15 protein-coding genes are annotated in these 17,384 nt (G+C 61.8%); all 15 read right to left on the reverse strand.

Annotation, left to right across the window (positions count from 1 at the left end):
* Positions 1 to 202: 202 nt before the first annotated feature.
* The 15 genes from NKI05_RS13325 to NKI05_RS13395 all read right to left on the reverse strand — a co-directional run bounded on the left by NKI05_RS13325 (position 203) and on the right by NKI05_RS13395 (position 17,349).
* Positions 203 to 2,323 carry a hypothetical protein gene (locus tag NKI05_RS13325; RefSeq protein WP_352792428.1) on the reverse strand — a complete coding sequence of 707 codons (2,121 nt, stop codon included), beginning with the start codon at positions 2,321 to 2,323 and terminating at the stop codon, positions 203 to 205.
* On the reverse strand, positions 2,323 to 4,848 hold the full coding sequence (locus NKI05_RS13330) for a glycoside hydrolase family 24 protein (protein WP_352792429.1): 2,526 nt from the start codon (positions 4,846 to 4,848) through the stop codon (positions 2,323 to 2,325). Before NKI05_RS13330 ends, NKI05_RS13325 begins: the two co-directional genes overlap by 1 nt.
* 3 nt (positions 4,849 to 4,851) lie before the next feature.
* The gene (locus tag NKI05_RS13335; protein ID WP_352792430.1) at positions 4,852 to 5,865 is read right to left on the reverse strand and encodes a hypothetical protein; all 1,014 of its coding nucleotides are present in this window, start codon (positions 5,863 to 5,865) and stop codon (positions 4,852 to 4,854) included.
* The gene (locus NKI05_RS13340) at positions 5,858 to 6,301 is read right to left on the reverse strand and encodes a GNAT family protein (protein ID WP_352792431.1); all 444 of its coding nucleotides are present in this window, start codon (positions 6,299 to 6,301) and stop codon (positions 5,858 to 5,860) included. The genes NKI05_RS13335 and NKI05_RS13340 overlap by 8 nt, the downstream gene beginning before the upstream one ends.
* Positions 6,298 to 7,707, reverse strand: a complete 1,410-nt coding sequence (locus NKI05_RS13345) for a hypothetical protein (RefSeq protein ID WP_352792432.1) — start codon at positions 7,705 to 7,707, stop codon at positions 6,298 to 6,300. Before NKI05_RS13345 ends, NKI05_RS13340 begins: the two co-directional genes overlap by 4 nt.
* 170 nt (positions 7,708 to 7,877) lie before the next feature.
* Positions 7,878 to 8,579 carry a phage adaptor protein gene (locus tag NKI05_RS13350; protein ID WP_352792433.1) on the reverse strand — a complete coding sequence of 234 codons (702 nt, stop codon included), beginning with the start codon at positions 8,577 to 8,579 and terminating at the stop codon, positions 7,878 to 7,880.
* A gap of 5 nt (positions 8,580 to 8,584) precedes the next feature.
* Positions 8,585 to 9,406 (reverse strand): hypothetical protein, encoded by an 822-nt coding sequence (locus NKI05_RS13355; protein ID WP_352792434.1) that lies wholly within the window; start codon positions 9,404 to 9,406, stop codon positions 8,585 to 8,587.
* 81 nt (positions 9,407 to 9,487) lie between these two features.
* Complete coding sequence (locus tag NKI05_RS13360; protein ID WP_352792435.1) at positions 9,488 to 10,003, reverse strand: hypothetical protein; 516 nt, start codon at positions 10,001 to 10,003, stop codon at positions 9,488 to 9,490.
* A gap of 18 nt (positions 10,004 to 10,021) precedes the next feature.
* Positions 10,022 to 11,038, reverse strand: coding sequence for a phage major capsid protein (locus NKI05_RS13365; RefSeq protein WP_352792436.1), 1,017 nt, complete (start codon positions 11,036 to 11,038; stop codon positions 10,022 to 10,024).
* Between the two features lie 24 nt (positions 11,039 to 11,062).
* Positions 11,063 to 12,220, reverse strand: a complete 1,158-nt coding sequence (locus NKI05_RS13370; RefSeq protein ID WP_352792437.1) for a hypothetical protein — start codon at positions 12,218 to 12,220, stop codon at positions 11,063 to 11,065.
* Positions 12,221 to 12,465: 245 nt separating this feature from the next.
* Positions 12,466 to 12,792, reverse strand: coding sequence for a hypothetical protein (locus tag NKI05_RS13375; protein WP_352792439.1), 327 nt, complete (start codon positions 12,790 to 12,792; stop codon positions 12,466 to 12,468).
* Complete coding sequence (locus NKI05_RS13380; protein ID WP_156932552.1) at positions 12,792 to 13,043, reverse strand: hypothetical protein; 252 nt, start codon at positions 13,041 to 13,043, stop codon at positions 12,792 to 12,794. The genes NKI05_RS13375 and NKI05_RS13380 overlap by 1 nt, the downstream gene beginning before the upstream one ends.
* A gap of 13 nt (positions 13,044 to 13,056) precedes the next feature.
* Positions 13,057 to 15,288, reverse strand: a complete 2,232-nt coding sequence (locus NKI05_RS13385) for a hypothetical protein (RefSeq protein WP_352792440.1) — start codon at positions 15,286 to 15,288, stop codon at positions 13,057 to 13,059.
* Positions 15,285 to 16,817: a terminase large subunit domain-containing protein gene (locus NKI05_RS13390; RefSeq protein ID WP_352792441.1), complete on the reverse strand. Its 1,533-nt coding sequence runs from the start codon at positions 16,815 to 16,817 to the stop codon at positions 15,285 to 15,287. Before NKI05_RS13390 ends, NKI05_RS13385 begins: the two co-directional genes overlap by 4 nt.
* Positions 16,792 to 17,349 carry a terminase small subunit gene (locus NKI05_RS13395; RefSeq protein WP_352792442.1) on the reverse strand — a complete coding sequence of 186 codons (558 nt, stop codon included), beginning with the start codon at positions 17,347 to 17,349 and terminating at the stop codon, positions 16,792 to 16,794. Before NKI05_RS13395 ends, NKI05_RS13390 begins: the two co-directional genes overlap by 26 nt.
* Positions 17,350 to 17,384 lie beyond the last annotated feature (35 nt).

The following is a 17,384-nucleotide window of genomic DNA, read 5'->3' on the forward strand; positions in this document are numbered from 1 at the left end:
CAGCACCTTTTAATTTTGGGGGATTGGTTTATGTTCCGCGCGCATGCGCGTCAGAATTCTTCAGGTCATCGCTGCTGTGATCACGATTGGCGTCATGGTCGTGCTGCACGACGTGCTTGGAGGGTTTCTCCGAAGCGTCGAGCCCCAATTCGTCATCGGTCTTGCCGTTGGCGTTATGGGAACGACAGCGGTTTTCGTTGCGCTATTGGTGTGGGAGCGCCGAACGCTGACCTTGCGAGAGGAGCAGCGCGCGAGAGACTTTATCGACCTCTGACGCATTTACACGCGAGCCACGGCCGGCACGAAGAAGCGTTTCAAGCACTTCCGGATCGTTACTGGTGAGGATCTTGGCCATAGCCCTGCGCGTGGCTTCGTTCTTGATGCCGCTGAGTGCTTCAACGACCGCGTCAACGCCTTTCATGGCCGTGGCCCGGGCCGCCCCCGCTACCCCGCCTGCCATGAAAGCCTGAGGGACACCAAAGGCCTCGGCGCCGGAGCCGGTGAGTTCCTGCTGTGAAGCCTGGCGGGCTGCGGTGAGAGAATTCCGCGTCACAATATCGGTTGTGTCTGCGAAATGCTTCTCGCGATCGAGAAGACCGATGATGCGGTCGGCTCGGTCCTTGCCGAAAAGCGTTGCAAGACGACTGCGGTTCCAATCGCCTTCGCCCTTGATGAGGCGCTGAAGGGCAACGCGGTCATTTGCGTTTGTCCCCACGATGCGCTCAATCTCGGCACGCGCGCCCTCGCGCAGCCGCATAGGGACAGCAGACGGGCCGATCTGCATGCCTTGCGGCAACGCACCTTCCTGCACTTCTTGGGCGAGCTCGGCGGGCCTCGGCGCTTCCCGGCCGCTGGACAGCACCTGTTGACCGCGTCCGACCGCCTCCCGCTGGCGGGCCAGCTCGGCAAATTTGCTGTCGACTTCTTTGATGCCGGGCACGGAAGCGCGCAACTCGTCATCAACAGCCTGTCTGGCCGTCTGAAGCGCGTTGCGGGCGTTCGTTTCCACCGTCGTTTCCAGCATGCCATCAATAGCCTTGCGGGTTTCAAGCAACGTTACGGGATTGCTTTCCAGTTCTTGGGTGCCGGTGCGGTTCAGCATCGTGCGGACACGCTGTAGACCGCGCTGCGCCTCGCCGCGAAGGGTCTGGATTTCCCGATCAAGATAGGTGGCGATGGGTCGCGTATTGACCGGCGAAGCGTTGGCAAAGGCCACCCGATATTCCGGTGACAGGTTGGCCTGGTTCACGTCGATGCCGGCATTGATGCGCGATGGGATAGGGGCTGGGCCAAGTTCCTGGTCGATCGTGCTGGTGATGCGCTGGTTTGCACCGGCATTGCGCGCGTCGACGGCCCCGCGAACAATGGCTTTGCCTTCTCCGGGCAACGCTGCCAAGCCGCCGGCCTGCGATCGAAGATTTTCGCCCAGATCCATGATCATTCCGCCGGGGCCGAGCTTGTCCATCTGACCCAGCGCGCCGGCATCGAGCGCGTCGCGCCCTGCCGCCCTTGACAGCATCGCCGCGGCAACCTTGTCGATGCCAAGTTCCTTGGCTGCACCGCCGAGGTTCCAGCCATCGGCAACATACTTGACGCCTCGGCCGACGAGAGGGCCGATAGCCGGGGCGAGCACACCGAGGCCGGCTCCAGTAACCGTGCCAATGCCTGTTGCCGCAGGATCTCCTCCAGAACGGACTGCCGCATCGGTTCCGTTGATAAGTCCGCCGGTCAAAGCACTGGCGCCGAAGCGCAACGGCGCCGACGCCACGCCAATACCGAAGGCCCCAGGCGCTGCCGCCATCGCCGGGATAGTGCCCGCGACAGCGCCCGTGACTTGTGACGCCTTGTCGAGGTTCGGGTTCATCGACTTTTCAGCGACGGTGCCCGCTTGGATGCGCTTCAGAACTTGGTCATAGGTCTCGTCAGACGCTCCTGCGATTGTCGCAGCAGCTGCACGATCGACGCCGCCCCGGATCATTGGGCCCAAGATCGGGATGCCCTCCAGAATCCCGCCCGAGGTGGTGCGCATTTTGCTCAGAGCATCGTCGCCCTCGATCCTGTCGGTGAGCGCATTGTAGCCAGGTGGTGCGAAGGCAGGAACGCGGTTCGGCTGCAACGTCTCTTGATCGACCCCGGCAATCGCGCGCTTTTGCTCGGGTGACAGCGCATGCATCTGTTGGGCGAGCCCAATGCCCGCTTGAGCGCGGGCATCCGGACCTGAGGATGCGCCCGCCTGTCCGAGGGCGCTCAGCGCGGTCTTTTCGTCGGGCGCATCGACTTCGTAGGTCTTGCCGTCCGCGCCTTGAATTTCGAATGTCGCCATTATGGTTTCACCCTGATCCGAACACCGTTGCCGACATCTTTCCAGCCATCCGGATTTGGCGATGCTGCTGGAGCGTTCGGCTCGGCCGTCGTCCGGTCGACCGAAGCCTTGATGCCTTCCAGCATGCGCTTCAGCTCTTTGACGCTGTTGGCCGCCCTGTCACCCGCCCCGCCAGTAGCTGCGGTGTAGACCTGGCTCGGAAGGTTCCATGCCCCGCCGACCTTGGTCAGGTCGACAACCGGGTCGTAGATCATGTTTTCCATCAACTGGAGATCAGGCCCATTGAGGACACCCAGATTGAAGAGTTCCTTCATCTGCAACATGATACCCTGGCGGACGGTGTTCAGATTGTCCTTGGACGCGCCGGGCATTGCCTGGATGCCGGTCTTGGCGACCAGCTCCGAATAGCGGTCGAGTTCGCCGGTGATGGCATCGAACGCTTGGTTGACCGAGGAAACCCGGTTCCGCTGTGTTTCTGTCGGCTTCATTGTGCCGGGGATGACGGCTCCTGCAGAAGGAGCGGCCGAAGGCGGCGCAACGACGGCGGGAGCCGGTGCCCCAGCAGCAGGAGGCGCTACCTGAGCGGGCGAAGTCACTCCTGGCGCGGCTGGCGCGGCAGGCACGGCACCACCACCGGGAGCCTGTAGCCATGCCGGAAGGTTGGGCGGCACCTGAATAGGCACCATGCCATCAGGCGTCTGCACCATCTGCGTCTTTGGCTGCGAAATGATGGCGTAGGCAGTCGCATATTCTCGCGAAGCGGGATCGGCGGTCGAGAGGATGTTCCAAGCCTGGGCATCGAGGCCGTTGCCCTCGAACTTCGTCGGGCCGCCGCCTGAAATGCTTTTCGTCTCGCCGCTGGCCGCATCGAACAGGGTGTCGTCGTCCAGCTTCTGCCACTGCTTCGGCGGAACGGCCAGAGACTTGCGCGCAGCCTGAATTTGCAGCTGCCGCAAAGGATCGGCCTCCTGCATTTTCTGCTGGAGCATCATATTGGCCATCGCCTTTTGCTCGGGCGATGCCCACGGGTCAGCGGCAACCTGCATGATCTGCTGAATAGACGGACCGCCCTGACCGGGCTGGATAGCGCCGCCAGTGCCGCCAGCCTCTACCGGGATGCTGGACAGGTCTTCCTGCGGAGACATCGCCTGAGCGACCTTCTGGACGCCGGGAGAGGCTGCTGCGGCCTGCTGAGGCTGCTGAGCGCCCGCGAGTGCCGCAACGACCGGCGACGGGGCTGCCGCTGCTGGTGCGGGCTGCAGCGCCGCGCTGAGGGCCTGCACGACGCCACCGCGACCGCTCAGCGGTTCCGGGCTCATCGTTGTTGACAGCACGCGCTGGCCGGCCGGCGTGGTCGCGGCAGGCTCACCGGGGCCGGGATTGGGCAACGGCGAATTGGCATTGACTGGAATCCAGCCCTGATCACCGGTCGCGCCGGCCATGCCAGTTGTCTCGACAAACTGATAGGTCTTGCCGTCGGCGCCGCGGCGAACTTCACCAGCTGTGCCAGATCCTTGCGGAGCGCCTGGATAAGTCGGACGCGTTGCGGGTGCCATCGGGTCATTAGGATCGAGCGGAGGGAGGCCGCTGGGATCATACGCAGGAGCCGTGGTGCCGGGTGCCATGGCGGTGAGGGGGGCTGCGGCTGGTGTCATGCCAGCGGAGGGATCGAGCGAGGCAACCTGAACCGGGTCTTGTGACTGCTCCTGGGCAACCTGCGTGGCTTGCGCTGGAGTCGCGCCAGCGCCAAGTGCGCGCTGATAGCTTGCCACAAAGCGATCGGTCGTCGTGCCCTGTTCAATGCCGCTTGGAAGGCTGGTCCAGGTGCCAGATAGTGTTTTTCCTACCGTCGCGATCTGGGCCGGATCACCGGACTGAAGGACCGTTGCGAGGTCCTGTCCCGTCTTGGCCTTGTAGGTTTTCGCAGCGAGGTTCCACGCCGCCTTGTCCTGGTTGGCGGGCGAGAAGTCGGGCAGGCCGAGTTCCTTCGCCTCTTCGTCCCACGTCGGGCCGAGAAACTGATATTTCCCGGCTGCTGAAGACGTGCGACCGGCGTTCGGCCCGGTCTGGATGCGGTTCGCCTGGTTGGGGTGGCGAGAGAAGTCGCTAAATTTGCCGCCGCCATACATGACGTCGTAGCGGCCGCCGCTTTCCGGGCCTGCGAGCGTGTTCAGAAACGCTTTCTGGTAGGGCGCGGCATCAGCCCATGCCAGTTGGTCGCCATGATAGTCTGCTGTGCCGCCAGAAGAGGCCGGCGCCGGAGCGCCCGGAGCCGCAGGGAAGGTGCCGGCGTTGATCATGCCGCCGAAAGCATCGGTCGCGTGGGCTTGTCCAGCGGTCTCTGCCGCGTCGGCGCGCCTGTTGAGCACATTCTGCACGATGCCATCGCCGAGCGCATTCAAGCCCTCGCCGATGTTCTGCGGCGCGCGCTGAGAAGACATCAGCGCTTGGACAATTGCCCGCTTCTTGGCGACGGACGCAGGCGTCTCGCCCTTCTCGGCATCGAAGATGAATGACAACGCCATGTCTCAGGCCCCCAGCGACAGAGCTTTGCCGTAGTCGACCTGGCGATAACCGTCAGGCCGGCGCGAAACAGCATCGGGTCGGACCTTCTCGACTTCGCTGGCCATGAGCCCAAGCCGCATCGGAGCGCCCTTCGCCTCGCCTTTGTAGTGGAACTTCCACAGCCCCATTTCCGGGGTGATTTCGGCGAGCCGTTCCTTGTCCTTTTTCGCGTCGTCGTCGGATAGTCCGATGAGCTTGCTGCCGAGACCAAAAAGACCACCGACCAAGCTTCCGGTCTGCGCGTTTTTTGCATTCACTGCGTCGACGCGCTGCTGGTAATTCTGATTGATCAGCCCGGCGTTGTCGGTTGTCGGAATGGTGCTGCCGGTATAGCCGGCGGCCTGTGGCGAACTGACCTGCGATCCCGAAAGCAGCGCCGTGATTTCGTTGATCGGTTGGTTGCGGATTGCCTGCCCCTCCGCGAACGCCTGCCCATGCCCCGAAAGGATCAACTGGTTGTTGGCGTCGTTGACGTTCTGGCCCTGCTGGGCCATCGCACGGTCATAGGCGGCCGAGCCAAGTTTGATGCCCTGATTTGAAAGCTTCGTTGCCAAAGCATCCTGCTGCTGAGCAAGGATTGGATCCAGGCGCGCTTTCCCGAGCTGCAGCAGTCGCGCCTCCGTGGCATCGTTCGAGCCGTCGAAGGGCTTGGCCATATAGTCATTCAGGAATGACGACTGGTTGTTGGCAAGGGTGCCGAGGTTCAGCTGGGCCTTGTCGGTTTGATCCTTGATCGCCTGCTGCGCAGCGGAAAGCGTAGTCGTCGCGGTGCGCGTCGGGATTTGATAGGTCTTGCCCGTATAGGGGTCAGTGATCGATTGCGTGCCGCTGTTCGTATAGGTGATCGTGCCATCAGGCCCGACCTGATTGGCATTGTTCAAATATGAGTTGGCAATAGCGGTCGAGATGTTCGTACCGGTCGACGCCGCGGAAGTTTCCTTGGGATCTGGCGGCTTAGGTGCTGAGGCTTTACCCATTTGTCTTCCTCGTAAAACGGCCGTTGCGCCAGTCTTCTTCAGTGAGCGTGAAAACGTAGCCGTCTTCGTCGCGGCCGCGCATGCGCTTGATCAGGTAAGGGGTGAAGCCGAAGGCTTTCGCGATCCGAACCATGCGCTCGTTCTTTGCGGAAACCTGCAGAACGACCATCTGGCAACCGATCTGGTCGAACGGATACGAAAACATGATGTGGCGGACATCCGCCGTCAGCCATCGCGGCGTTTTCGAAGCGCTCGAAATCTGGATCAGGCCCGGTCCTGGTTGCCAGTCGTGAAACACCATGCCAGCAACAAGTTCGCCGGTCTCATCGTCACCAACGCCAATCGCCTTGCAGTTGCCAAATCCGGCCTCGCAGCCTGGCGTCATGCCGGCAACGAACCTCGCCACCACCGGGTCATTGCCGAAGATGAGCTTCAAACGACGACGCCCCCGACCTCATAGGTCATGTCGATCGCCACCAGCTCGGCGTCAGGCGCTGGAGTGATACCGCATGTCACCTGCACCTGAGGAGCGATGACGAAACCAGTCAGACCCACGGATACCCATTTGGTCGAAACCATCTTCGTCGCGCTGGCGTCCCATTTGGCGATATCCCAGAGGCCGCTATCCCATTCGTCAAAGAGGGTGTCGTCGGCAACTGAAGCCGGCGCCGAGGGCAGCGAGACCTGATAGTCCTTTGAGACAGATAGCTTGGTGACGAACTTGCGGCTGGCCAGAAAGACCGTCCGCGCCATGTGGACAATCTTGCTCCGGGCCGGCGACTTCATATGATCGAACAAGCCAACATACGTGCAGACGTAAGGGGCACCGTCGTCGCTGCCGCTGACCTCACACTGCATGATCTTGCCGTCTGACGTCCCGAAATAGGCCCAGCCGTCATGCAGGACTAGGCATCGCGTATCCCAGCCTGTGTAGTCTGCCCATGCACCGGTTTGCAGGTTGACGACGAAGCACCTCGCATCCTGTCCGACATCCGCCGGCAGCGAGACCATTGCCATATTGAACAGCGGCCACTTCAGGATTTCCCAAGGCAGGTTGGCGCGAGCCGCAGCTTCCCTGCGCCAGTCCGGCTCGATGTTGCGCGAAACGCTGATCATCGAAAGCGCCGCACGGTCTTTCTGGATGGCTTGGGAAATCGGAATGATGCCATCATCCATGCCGATCAGCAGTTCGCCACCGGCTTGCATCACTGCGCGCTTGCCGCGCGGCGGCGACATGTCATAGCGGCCTACGAGCGACCAGTCATTCGGATCGGCCGGGTTTGCACCCTCGTAGACCGCTACCTCGCCCTTGGTCGAAACGAATACGCATTTGTCGTCGACACCGTCGCCGGCATCAAGTGACCAGGTGCCGCCAAAAAGCAGCGATCCGCCCTTCTGGAAGACACCGGCTAGTGAGAGATCGACGGCGGCGCCGGCAATGGTATCGACTGGTAGAAACCACGCCGTAAGGCTGTTTTTTTGGATAAAGAATTCGCGGTTGCGATAGGTCCAGACGTGCGAGAGCTTGTTCGTGGCAATGGTGCCCAGCGCGGCCACCGTGGTCCATGCCGTGCCGTCGAATTGGCGCATGCTGTCCGTGCCGTTCACGGCCGACAGATAGTCGCCGCCAGCGGTCTCGAACTGCACATAGGAGAAATAACCGCTGGTCAGCCCGGAGACCACGGGAGCCGGCGCTACATTGGGGTTGGCAGGGTTCGTGACATCGAAAATCTTCGTGCCATCCGCCGCGAACATGAACCGGCCCGGCGACGCGTCATAGGACATCATGCTGACCACTGCGATAGTGCCGATCGTCGCCTTCTTCTTCTCGCCGCCACGCAATCGGATGCCGGTTGTCGTCGGAAACCAGTTCTCGAGGACGCGGGCACCCTGCGGCTTCGATGCAGCGAGATTTTCATTCGAAATCTTGCCCCGGATCGGTGCTGGAAATGTAAGCGTGCTGTGCCGCTGCTGCGATTGGGCAGCAACAGGAACGCGCCTGAAGCCGGCCCTCATGGCGTGATTACTCCCGGGAAGGCAAAGTCGGCGTCAATCGTCGAGCGGCGCCGACCGACGGCCAGGATGTTGGAGCCCTTGTCGGCACCGGCTGACACCGCGATGGCATCCTCGTAGGTCGCCATGTCCTCGGAATAGGACTGCCCCTTGTTGGCCTTCCATTGCCAAATCATGCCGAGCTTCAAAACGCGCTCATCGAGGCGGAACACGTCATCGTCAGCCGTGAAAGCTGCTTTTGTCACGCCGTCCTTGTCCTTGATGATTTTGTTCGTCAGATAGTAGAATTGCGCCGTGGCAAGGTTGGGGATCGCGGGTTTGATCTGGATCTGATCGCCGATCATCGTCCAGGCGCCGACGAGGATCTGAAAATTCTGCACCGCCAGGCCCAGCCACTCGTCACTGTCGGGATAGTGCGTGAGCGATGTATATGGGCTTGCTGATGGCCAGACGCGCGCTTTCTTCAGCATGCGCTGATAATCGGCCGGGAGATTGAGGCCGGTCGAAACGCCGTCGCCGGTGAGCGTGGCAAGCGTCTTGAGTTTGGTCCAGTCCCGTGTGTCGAATGCGATCCTCTGCGCCATCTCGTTGGCGAGCGACTGCAATTCGATATGCTCGCGGTCGGTCGACGAAAAGACGGCGGTCGGCACGGTCAAGCCGATGACCGTGCAGACATCCTTGATGACGCTGAGGATCGTCATTGCGATCAGTCCACCATCGCCAGTTCCTTGGCCGCAGCGACCAAGGTGTCGTGGTTCGGATTGCCGCGCGGGCGCGAGCCCGTTTCCTTGGCGATGTAGACCTTCAGAGCTTCATCATCCATCGCCTCGATTTCGGCAGCGGTTGGCGGCGTGGTCGGCTCGGTCTCTTCGTCGCCGTCCTCGTCCTCGCTGGTTTCCTCGTCCTCGTCGCCGGGTTCATCGTCGGCGGTGGTATCTTTGGCCGTCGCGGTGGCGCCCTCCAGTGGCTTTCCCGCTTGCATGAACTCCTCGCGCAGCCGGCGTTCATCCGCCAACTGCTGGGTCAGGGCCGCGACCTGAGCCGCAAGGTTGACGATGTCGGCGCTGCCGGCCGCATTGTCGAGATAAGCCTGCGCCTGGTTCTTCAGCTCGCGTCCGCCCATGCCGAGCTGCTTCAGCGGGGTGCCGTCCAGCGAAGCAAGCTGCTCGACTGTGTGGACGCCGAGAGCCTTCAGTTCGCGGCGCTTGCCTTCCTTCAGGAACGGCGCTTCGGACAGCGGCGTGCCGGAGAGCGGCTGAGAGGTTCCGTCTTTGAAGGCGAGATATTGCTTGTTGTAGAGCTGCGCATACGTGACGAGACCGCCGCCGGCCGCGATGCTCTCGCGCGTGGCGTTCGGTTCGGCATCATGTGCCGGATAGGTCGCCTTGGTCTGGCGGTTTGCCGGGAATGAAAGGTCGCAGACCTCCATATCGGTGAAGATCGGCCGGCCGGCGGACCTGCTGGCCTGTTCGTTGGGGATGACGTGATTTCGAAAAACGACGTTGACGATGTTCTGGTTCGCACTCATGGCGAAACTCCTGTCTGAGAGGGTGCAAAGAAAAACGGGAGCCGAAGCCCCCGTTTCAGTGTCCTGTTGGAATTGGCCCGTTTACGCGGCCAGAGCGTCGTCGACGTACGGTCGATCGATCTCGAACTCTGCGAGACCGGCAGACGGTACGCCGACCGCAGAAGCGCCCTTGGCGTTTTTGACGCGGTCGCCAGCGACAACAGCATCGTCGACGCTGCCGGCGGTCGCCGTGGCGTAGACGTTGGCATTGTCGAGGAAGCCGACCAGAGCCTTGCCGATCGCCTTGCCCTTGATCTGATACCAACCGAACTGGCTGGCGACATTCGCGGACATGGCGACTGCAACGGAACCGATCATGTCGAGGCCGAGGAGCACCGTCGACCAGTCGTCAGGATTGTAGAGCACCCACGAGCCGACACCGGTGGTGGCGACGCCGGCGAGATAGATGAACTCGCCGACGCCGTAGACCGGATCTTGCGCCTGGATGATCTGACCAAGCCAAGGGCCAGGAGTGGAGCGCCCGGCCGCCGTAGAGGCCGGGAGCGTTGCGGCGATCGGCGGAAGGCCGAGATGCGGAGTGTGAGGAACGTAAGCCATTTTTCTGGATCCTCTCCTTTACGCGGCCGGGTTGCTGTCGATGAGCTTCCACTGGAACAGCGGATTGTTCATCGTCAGTTCGCCCATGAAGCCGATGTACTGGACATTCGCGTCCTGATTGATCGGCATCATGGATTTGCCGATCTTGTTGAAGTTGCGTTCCGGGTGGTAGCGGAGCCAGAGCGTGTCGGTGTCCAGACCATAGGTCGTGTTCGCCGGCATGTTGGAGCCGATGCCGCCTTCCTGGACGATTTCAGCAGAGCGACCGGCGCCGAAGTATTTCAACGACGTGAAGCCGAGCTTGCCGAGCCCAGAAACATCGTTGACGCGCTGGATTGCCACGGTGGCCGCGTCATAGGCCGCGTAATGCTCCGGCGACATCAGCAGGAGATCGGCGGCCCTGGTGCCACGCGAGCGCTGCGTCATGATCGAGTTGAGCATCGGGCGAATGGTGGTCGCCGTGACCTGCGTTCCGATAGCCGGGAAGGCAGAGTTCGCGTCGAACACCGAAGTGCGCCAAATCGCGTTGGCGCCGCGGTCGATTCCGGCATAGACGCCGGAGTTGACCACAGTCGGAACCGCGAGCTGGAGGCCGCCAAGTTCTTTGCCGCCGAAGCGAGTGCCGTTGCCGTGGAGCGAGATATCGACCTCGTCCTGCAGCTCACCTTCCGCAGCCTCGATATGAGACTCCAGAATGTCCATGATCTGGTTTTCGCCCTCGTTGTTGAGGATGTCCTCGTTCGCGAGAGTGACGGCGACGGCGCACATTTTCGGCGAGTATTCGGCGTCGTTGAACAACTCGGCCGGAACCGGGTTGAGGAAGTCGAAGCCGTTATACCAGACCGCCGAACCCGTCTTGGTATAGAGCAGGCGCTGGCGGATCTTCGGGCCGGAGTATTCCTTGAACTTGCCCTTGCGCTTCAGCACGTTGAGCAAGGCGTTGGAATTGGAGACCAGGTCCTGGTAGCCCGAGGCTCGATCCTCAAGCGCCAGAGACAAAATCTCCTGGTTCTTTTCTACGGAAGTAAGAGCCATGTCGGCCCTCCTTTATGACGGGGATCACCCGGCCTGAGCGACAGCTCGGCGGAGCGAATCCTTGATTGAGGTTGAAGCCCGCTTCGTTGCCGGGTCTGAGCCAGCCGAGGGCGCGCCTGTGATGGATTTCTGGCCCTTCAGGGTCTGAGCCTGGGGGTTTTGAGCGGTGCGCGTCTGAGGCGCTGCTGAAACTGTGGCGGTCGATGAGGCCGGGTCGGGATTGAGCATTTCCGCAAGCTTGTAAGCTTCGGCCAGATCGGCGGTTTTGCCCGATTTCAGGAAAAAGGCGATGTCTTCGGCCAGGGCCTCGAACCGTGGATTGTCTGCCGCGAACTTCTGCACCTGCGCATCGATCGTTGCGACGTGCTGCTGTTGCATCGTGTTGGTGACGCCGCCTACGCTATGCTTCAGCGTCTCGATCTCGCGCTTGAGCTGCTGGATCGTCGCGTCATTCTGGCCCTGCACCTCGTCGGGCTTCTGGCCCATGACATGTGCAGCGAGCTGGCGAAGCGAGATGCCGGCATAGTCGCAGACGGCTTCAATGCCCTTCAGCGGGTCCGAGAGTAGCGTCCGCTCCAGATTGGTGTAGCGCGTCATCGCATCGCGCATCGTGGTGTTGTTCTTGGTGGCCAGTTCGTGGAAGTCCCGGACCTTCTCGAATTCCTCCGCTGGCACGCGGTGCTTTTCGATGCCGGCTTCAAGCTCGCGGATCGAGCGGTGAACGGCTGCCTTGACCGGGTCGGGAGCCTTTTCCCATTCGGCCATCGCAGCGGCATCGCTCTTGAAGCGCGCTGGCGCCTCGGCATGGCTGGTTTGCGCCTTGCCGGGCTCGGTCCTGGCTGTCTCTGCCGGCTTGGCAGGCTGCTGAGTCGTGTTCGCGTCCTTGGTAGGCTTCGGATCGGGAAGCGTCTTGTCGGTCTTGTCAGCAGCCTTCTCGGCCGGCTTGGGCTGGGCCTCCACTGGTTTCTTGCCGGTGTCGGTCCCTTCGGCCTTGGCTTTCTCATCGACCTTTTCGGCCGCTGCCTTCAGCGCTTCGCGAGCGGTCGGGGCCTTCTTCGCTTCCGGTTCCGGCTTGGGCTCGGCGGTGTTTGGTTCGGTGCTGATCGGAGTCGGCGTCTGCACGTCGTCGGCAACAGTCGAGATTTCGGCGGGCGCCGAAGCGCCTCCGTTCAAGTCTTCCATGGGATTGCTCCGTCTGAGGGATTGCTGGTTACTGGTAGTCCTGGCGCATTAATTCCAGCGCCTGGTCGATGTGCTCGCGCGTGATGCCGCGCAGCAATTTCTCTTCCATCTTCGCCCCGATGTCGTTCGGATGATCAGGGACAGCGCGCCCTCAAGCATGGCGACACACAAGACAGCCTGCTGGCCAATATCGAGGCGACTGGCTTTGAATGATGCCTCGATCGCGTTGGCGAGGCCGGCGCTGATCACGGCGCTCGGACCCGTTCCCCGCTGTCAAATCGGGCTTTTGCTTTCAGCACCGTTTCCTTGATCGACTTGCGGTCGACCTTCGGACGCTTGCGGGGCCGTAGCCGTGCCGGATCATTGCCAACTTCCTCCAGGCCGGCGGCGCGGTAGGTCGCGCGCAGTGCCGATTTCGAGGTGTAGACCTTGCCGTCGTGCATCGACTGCACTTCGGACATGGTGTCCGAATTGATCATTGGCGCCGATAGATGCGAGCGCTTCGGCTTGGCGGTATCCACCTTGCGAAAAACCTGCCGGCCGTCGCCGAGATTGATCCACGTGTAAGCCATTACAGGCCGCTAGCCCGCTTCAGCGTCGTTGCGACCCCCGGGTTGACGTTGGTCAGCGCCAGCTTGTGAGCATCAAAGGCGCCGGCGTTGATCTGCTTGGCAATTTCCTTCGCCTGCTCGCCCGGAATCCCGACGGCCATAAGCCGGTCGACGTTGCCATTGGTGAGGCCCGCGTTCATCTGGCGGGCAACCTCGATTGCCACCGGATAGCTCATGCCGCCCCGGCAGAGTTCATCAGCACTGACTGGCATGGCGTTGTCCTTTTCAAAGTTGAGCAGCAGCTGGCTGAGGCGCGGCGTTCTTCTGCGCTTGGCCGAGCACCTGAAGGCGCAGCTTTTCGATTTCGAGCTGACCCTTCTGCATGTCCTGCTCGTGCTTCTGAGCTGCGGCGGCCGAGTTGGCCTCGATCTCGCGGATGCGGATATCGGCCTCGCGCTGCTTTTGCGCGGCATCGGCGTTGATCCGGGCGATATCGGCCTCCGCCTTGGTCCTTGCGATTTCCGCGTCGCTTTGTGACTTGGCCATTGCGGCGTCAGACTTGGCCTTTTCCACCGCTATCTTGCCTTCGTTGGCCTTGGCGTCAGCTTCCGCCTTGCCGGCGCTGGGATCTGGCCTAGGCTGGGAACCCATCGCCTTCATTTGCTCGGCGAACTGGTCGATCGTCGCATCCATGCTGCGACCGGGGCGGAACGGCGCCATGGCGAATTTCAGCACCTCGGCAGCAAAGGGAGCCGTCTCAGGTTGCGCCTGCACCATCGGGCCAAGCTGGGCGAGCGTACCAGCAAGCGCCGTCAGGAACTCGCTGCGGCGCTGCTTCTCGGCGTTCTCGTCGGGCTGGATGGTGCTGTCTGTCTCGATGTCGAGACTGAACGGCCGGATTTTCTGGTCGTGCAGGAAGTCCATCACCTGGTCGATGGTGACGGTCTTTTTCAGCTCCTCGATCTGATTGGCGATCTGGGCAATCTGGCCCTGAGCCTGCTGCATGATCTGCTGCGCGGCTTCCGGGTTCTGCTTCGCCATCGCGGCGACTTCAGGATCGCTCGACGCGCCCTGCAATTCCTTCTCGATGCTCTTGGCCTGGGCCTCCAGCGGCTTTACCTGTTTGGCGATATCGGCATCGCTCGGCAGTTCCATCTGGCTCATTTCCAGCAGCGTCTTCGACTGGAAATTCTCTGCCATCACCTCGGCGATGATGCGCGCCGCGTCGCGAGCGATGCGCACCAGCTCGTTCTGCCGGTCGCGGATGCGAACAGAGCCGTATTGCGTCTTGATCTGCTGCGCGCCGAGCGTCTCGTTCGGGTTGCTCTCGCCCCGCATTATGTCGGACAGGCCGCTGATCTGGTAAATGTCCTCGATAAGCTGCTTGCGAAGCGCGATCAGCTGCGTGATGGTCGACGCCACCATGTCGGTCGGCAGCCAGACAATCGTGTCCTTGGCCGATCCATTGCCGAAAGCAGCCCAATTGCTGACCGGAACCATGATCTGGCGCGGATCGCGCGCCTTAACGGCGGCCTCGATCGCATCACCAATTTCGCCGGCGCCGGCCGGATAGAAACCACGCACCTGAAGCGCTTCAGTCAATGCCGAAATGCGGTTGGTGATGTCGTTGATTTCCTCGATCTGGTCTTTGTAGAAGACGTAATCGGGGACCGGGATAAGGCTCTCCGGCTGCAACGTGCCATAGGCCGGCTGCGGACACGGGAAGAAGTTCTCCAGCGTCAGGTGCGGCGCGCCCTCGTCCAGCACGACATCAACGCCTGGTGACAGCCACACCACCTTGTTTTCAGACTTCGACCACAGTTCCCAGACCCGCGCCTTCAGCTTGCCGTCGGTGTTGTTCTTGTCGTCCTTGCGCTTGGTGAACTCGGCATCCTGATAGGCGTTGCCCGACGTCGCCTTGAAGCGCTTGCGCATCTCTTTGCGCGTCATCCATGCGCCGCCGGCGACCCAGTCCACCTCTTTCCAGTTGCGGGCGGGATCATGCACGAAGTCGCGACGGTTCTTGTGCTCGATGCAGACGGTTTCGGTATAGCCGTTCTCTCGGCTCTTGGTCTCATACCGGATCCACATGCAGCCGCGCGCAATCGTAGCCAGGTCGTCGCGCACCAGGCGCATCACGCCGTCAATGTTCTGCCTATCGAACGTAACTGCCGTCGAGCGCTCGACAAGCTCCGATGCCGTGCGCGGGAGCGGTCGCCTATCCTGAAAGCGCGGCGCCACAACCGGAACCGGAGGACGGGAATACATGGAAGGCTTCAGGACTTCGATATTGGCCCAGAAGATTTGAAACTCGCGGTCGCGGGTGACGTTCGCCAGGCGCTCCAGATCGGCATACCGCTTCTGGATGTTGGTGCAGCGCGTCTGATAGTCGGCAAAGCCGGCCTTCTCCTGATCCGTGATCAGCTTCAGCCAGCCCTTCGAGGCCTTCGGCTTCAGCGACGGGTCGACCGCATCATCTGCGGTGCTGTCGATCTCGTCTTCAGTGTCGTTGATCATATGCGAATCCTTCGACGCCCGTTGCCGTCGTCAGGCACGCCGGGAAGCTGGACATGGCCCTGTGGCACCTTGGGAGCCGGCGTCTTGGTCTTGGCTACCCATGGCCGCGACATGCACGCGTAGCGCGTCTCGTCGGCGGCGTGGTCTTCCTGGTCGCTATTGAGGTCTTCCGGGTTCGCCTCGTCGTGCTGCAGCGCCGGCAGTGTCCGAATCGTGTGGATGCAGGTTTCGAAGAAGAACAGCATCGCCCGGCCGTCCTCGTCGCCAGTCAGTCGACCGCGCAACTGATCCCAGCCGCCCATTGCGCCGCGTCCAGCCGTTCGCTTGTTGTCCGCGCGCCGGAAGGTCGATCCGTTAGCGTTCGTCCCGTTCGCCATGCGCTCGGCGAGAGATGGTCCGCCGTCCTGGCTGAAGGCAGCAGGGTCAAGCACGCCGTAGCTGATCGTGTCGTCATAGTCGCGCTGCCGGACACCGGCGCCGACGGCTTCGGCGTGCAGCTTCAGACCTGTGTTAGGCAGATAGCGGCCCGATTTATCGATCTTCACGCCATACCACTCACGGTATTTTACGAGCGCTCCGCGTGGAATGACGATGCCCGGCGCGCCAGCCACGCCAGACGGCACGATCGTGTCGTCGGACGCCACCGCATACCAACCGAATGAGAACGGCTTGGCGCTGCCCCAGTCGCCCGCCCTGAAGCGTGTCCAGTGGTCTGGAATGGCGAACGGTTTGACGACATGCCGGCGGCGTTCGAAGTTTTCGAAATAGGCGCCCTCGACCACATCCCAATCGCCAAAGCGCATTGCGCGCACCAGGCTTTCCGAGCCGAGACCCATCAGCCGGCTTTCATAGCCGGGATCGTTGTCGTTCATCGACGGATTGTCTTCGAGCTGGGCAGGGATGAACTGCCGCTGCATGCCGCCTTCGCTGATTTCGGCCTTGTACACCTTCAGCGGCAGCGCGCCGTCAATGAACGTTGCCTTGACGAACTGATGACCAATGCCGCCCGGATTGGCGCCACACAGGATGCGCGGGAACCGGCCGGCGTATTGCGGTGGAACCTTGATCCCGACCATGCGCACGCGGTTGCGGAGGAACCGGTAAATCACTTCGGTGAAGTGGGTGAGCTCGTCGATCAGCAGCACATGGATTTCAGCGCCCTGATATTTGAAACGGTCCTTCTCGTCCTTGCAGTGGCAAAGGTAGATCCTCGATCCGTTCCAGAACCGAATTTCATCCTCGACGATGGTGACGAACCCGCATTCCACCCAGCCGGCGAGCATCTGGCGAAAGCCTTGCGGGCCTTCCATGTGGTTCTTGATCAGGTCGTCGCGGATGCGGCGGAAGAGGTAGACCTGAAGGCCTGGGATTTCGGCGCACCACGTGATTGCGGCCGCGCGCATCAGGTGCGACTTGCCACCACCAGCAGCACCGCCATAGAGCGCTTCGGTTGCTTCCGTCTCGAATGCCAGCGCCTGCTTGTCGTGCAGGTCGAGATTGATTTCAGCTGCGGCTGCGGAGGCGGACATTGACCACGGGGACGAGCGCAGCGCCGTCCTTGCCAGTGAGCTCGACGCGTTCCTTGAACATGCCGAGATGCTTGCCCAGGTCGACCAGCGCCGATTTCTTGTCGTGCATCTTGATCTTGATACCGGTTTGGGTGAGCGAAACCTCGGACACCGCTGCGGCCGTGTCGTCGTCAATCTTGTCGCTGCCGACCAACTCGACCGGATAGATGCCGAGACCATTCGGCTTGGCGTTTTCCGATTCCGTGTCGATCGGGCTGCGGCCCCACTGCACCGCCTTGCGAATATCGGAAAAGGCAATCTTCGCCAGCTCGGCCACGATGCGTTCCTGCGTGACGCCGAGCTTCTGAGCGATGGCCGCCTGGCGGGCTGCGATGGCCTCGCCAACCATAACATTCGATAATAGGCGCGATCCTTGCACCTGGGCTGTCAATTCGCTGTAGCCGGCCCGCTTTGCCGCCTGTGTGGCGTTCAGGTCGATCATGAATTCTTCGACGAAGCGCGCTTGCTTCGGGGTCAGCTCTGTTGCGGGCATTGAGGCACCTTGCGGTCTGAGCGCATGCGGAATTA

Origin of the sequence: Mesorhizobium sp. M0771 (assembly GCF_040320155.1) — a bacterium.
GTDB lineage: Bacteria > Pseudomonadota > Alphaproteobacteria > Rhizobiales > Rhizobiaceae > Mesorhizobium.

Bases quoted from the DNA above. Each gene is read 5' to 3' on its own strand.
- NKI05_RS13325 (WP_352792428.1), bottom strand. From the start codon at position 2,323: ATGGCGACATTCGAAATTCAAGGCGCGGACGGCAAGACCTACGAAGTC.
- NKI05_RS13330 (WP_352792429.1), bottom strand. From the start codon at position 4,848: ATGGCGTTGTCATTCATCTTCGATGCCGAGAAGGGCGAGACGCCTGCG.
- NKI05_RS13335 (WP_352792430.1), bottom strand. From the start codon at position 5,865: ATGGGTAAAGCCTCAGCACCTAAGCCGCCAGATCCCAAGGAAACTTCC.
- NKI05_RS13350 (WP_352792433.1), bottom strand. From the start codon at position 8,579: ATGACGATCCTCAGCGTCATCAAGGATGTCTGCACGGTCATCGGCTTG.
- NKI05_RS13355 (WP_352792434.1), bottom strand. From the start codon at position 9,406: ATGAGTGCGAACCAGAACATCGTCAACGTCGTTTTTCGAAATCACGTC.
- NKI05_RS13360 (WP_352792435.1), bottom strand. From the start codon at position 10,003: ATGGCTTACGTTCCTCACACTCCGCATCTCGGCCTTCCGCCGATCGCC.
- NKI05_RS13365 (WP_352792436.1), bottom strand. From the start codon at position 11,038: ATGGCTCTTACTTCCGTAGAAAAGAACCAGGAGATTTTGTCTCTGGCG.
- NKI05_RS13370 (WP_352792437.1), bottom strand. From the start codon at position 12,220: ATGGAAGACTTGAACGGAGGCGCTTCGGCGCCCGCCGAAATCTCGACT.
- NKI05_RS13375 (WP_352792439.1), bottom strand. From the start codon at position 12,792: ATGGCTTACACGTGGATCAATCTCGGCGACGGCCGGCAGGTTTTTCGC.
- NKI05_RS13380 (WP_156932552.1), bottom strand. From the start codon at position 13,043: ATGCCAGTCAGTGCTGATGAACTCTGCCGGGGCGGCATGAGCTATCCG.
- NKI05_RS13385 (WP_352792440.1), bottom strand. From the start codon at position 15,288: ATGATCAACGACACTGAAGACGAGATCGACAGCACCGCAGATGATGCG.
- NKI05_RS13390 (WP_352792441.1), bottom strand. From the start codon at position 16,817: ATGTCCGCCTCCGCAGCCGCAGCTGAAATCAATCTCGACCTGCACGAC.
- NKI05_RS13395 (WP_352792442.1), bottom strand. From the start codon at position 17,349: ATGCCCGCAACAGAGCTGACCCCGAAGCAAGCGCGCTTCGTCGAAGAA.